The following is a 2,428-nucleotide window of genomic DNA, read 5'->3' as shown; positions in this document are numbered from 1 at the left end:
ACGCCGCGGCGACCGAAACGAGCTGCTTCGGCGACACGTCCATGTAGTCGACCTTGTCCGGCGTCACCGGCAAGACTTCGCCGGCGTGACGGCAGACCACGAGGTCTTCGGTGAAGCGGCCCTTCGGGTCGAGCGGCACGTTGGCCTGCGCGACCGTGTAGCGGCCCTCCTCCATCGCCGAGAGGTACACGACCTCGTCGGTGACGCGGCCGTCCTTGACCTTGCGGTACGGCGTCTCGACGAAGCCGTACTTGTTGACGCGCGCGAAGGTCGCGAGCGAGTTGATCAGGCCGATGTTCGGACCTTCCGGCGTCTCGATCGGGCAGATGCGGCCGTAATGCGTCGGATGCACGTCGCGCACCTCGAAGCCGGCGCGCTCGCGGGTCAGACCGCCCGGTCCAAGCGCCGACAGGCGGCGCTTGTGGGTGATCTCCGACAGCGGGTTGGTCTGGTCCATGAACTGCGAGAGCTGCGAGGAGCCGAAGAACTCGCGCACCGCGGCAGCCGCGGGCTTCGCGTTGATCAGGTCCTGCGGCATGACCGTGTCGATGTCGACCGAGGACATGCGCTCCTTGATCGCGCGCTCCATGCGCAGCAGGCCGATGCGGTACTGGTTCTCCATGAGCTCGCCGACCGAACGCACGCGGCGGTTGCCGAGATGGTCGATGTCGTCGATCTCGCCCTTGCCGTCGCGAAGGTCCACCAGCGTCTTGATGACGGAGAGGATGTCTTCTTTGCGCAGCGTGCGCTGGGTGTCGGGCGCATCGAGGTCGAGGCGCATGTTCATCTTGACGCGGCCGACCGCGGAGAGGTCATAGCGCTCGGCGTCGAAGAACAGCGACTGGAACATGGCCTGCGCCGAATCCAGCGTCGGCGGCTCGCCCGGACGCATCACGCGGTAGATGTCGAACAGCGCGTCCTCGCGCGTCATGTTCTTGTCGGCCGAGAGCGTGTTGCGGATGTAGGCGCCGACATTGACGTGGTCGATGTCGAGCAGCGGCAGTTCCTTGTAGCCCTGCTCGTTGAGGGCCTTCATGTTCTTGTCGGTGATCTCCTCGCCGGCCTCGGCGTGGATCTCGCCGGTCTTGGGATTGACGAGGTCCTCGGCGAGGTAGTTGCCGACGAGTTCCTCATCCGACAGACGCAGCGCCTTCAGCCCCTTCTCCTGGAGCTGGCGGGCGGCACGGACGGTGAGCTTCTTGCCGGCCTCGAGCACGACCTTGCCGGTGTCGGCGTCGATCAGGTCGTTGATGGTCGAGTAGCCGCGGAAACGGTTGGCGTCGAACGGAACGCGCCAGCCTTCCTTGGTCCGCTTGTAGAGGATCTTCTTGTAGAACGTGGACAGGATCGCCTCGCCATCAAGACCGAGCGCGAACATCAGCGACGTCACCGGAATCTTGCGGCGACGGTCGATACGCGCATAGACGATGTCCTTGGCGTCGAACTCGATGTCGAGCCAGGAGCCGCGATACGGGATCACGCGGGCGGCGAACAGCAGCTTGCCCGAGGAATRGGTCTTGCCCTTGTCGTGGTCGAAGAACACGCCGGGCGAACGGTGCATCTGCGAGACGATGACGCGCTCGGTGCCGTTGACGATGAAGGTGCCGTTCATCGTCATGAGCGGGATGTCGCCCATGTAGACGTCCTGCTCCTTGATGTCCTTCACCGACTTGGCGCCGGTTTCCTCGTCGATATCGAACACGATGAGGCGCAGCGTCACCTTGAGGGGGGCCGCGAAGGTCATGCCGCGCTGGCGGCACTCGTCGACGTCATATTTCGGCTGCTCGAACTCGTAGCGGACGAATTCCAGCATCGAGGTGCCCGAGAAGTCGGAGATCGGGAACACCGAGCGGAACACCGCCTGCAGACCCTCGTCGAGACGGCCGCCCTGGGGTTCGTCGACCATCAGGAACTGATCATAGGACGCCTTCTGAACCTCGATGAGGTTCGGCATCTCGGCGACTTCCTTGATGTGTCCGAAGAACTTGCGAACGCGTTTGCGACCGGTGAATGTCTGCTGCGCCATCGTGGCCTCTCATTTCGTCGCCCGCTCTGGGCGCGCCGTCCAGGACGCAGCTGCCGCCGCTCCCCGGGTTGAATTTTTCGAACCCGTCTTGGGGACCGAAAATCCAGTTTCAGGCCGTCATGTCCTGAATCTGTTCTTCAGACCTTCAAAACGCAAAACGACGCGCGGGGCGCATAGGCACGCCCGCCCGTCTCAACGATTGTCTTCACGGACTGCAAAAGCCCGAAATAGCCTGCTCTCCCAACGGCTTACAGGGAAATCCGGAATCCCTGCCCACCGCGCTTTCGTGCTGTCGACCCGATATGGGGCGACAATAGTGCAGATTCGAGGGGTAAACCCTCCAATCCCCACACTTTTTCGTGTTCGGCCTGCGTCGGGACGTTCCGTCGCACGCCTTTTGCA

Annotated in this window: 1 protein-coding gene; it reads right to left on the bottom strand. The window is 63.2% G+C overall.

The window, feature by feature from the left end:
- Positions 1–2,026, bottom strand: a 2,026-nt coding sequence (gene rpoB / locus AC1D00_RS36635; RefSeq protein ID WP_477014026.1) for a DNA-directed RNA polymerase subunit beta, incomplete at its 3' end; no start/stop codon positions are given.
- Between the last annotated feature and the right edge of the window lie 402 nt (positions 2,027–2,428).

It is taken from the genome of Bradyrhizobium sp. P2_E8, assembly GCF_056403875.1.
Note: the sequence above shows the minus strand (reverse complement) of the source record. Positions and strands in the feature narration are given on the sequence as shown.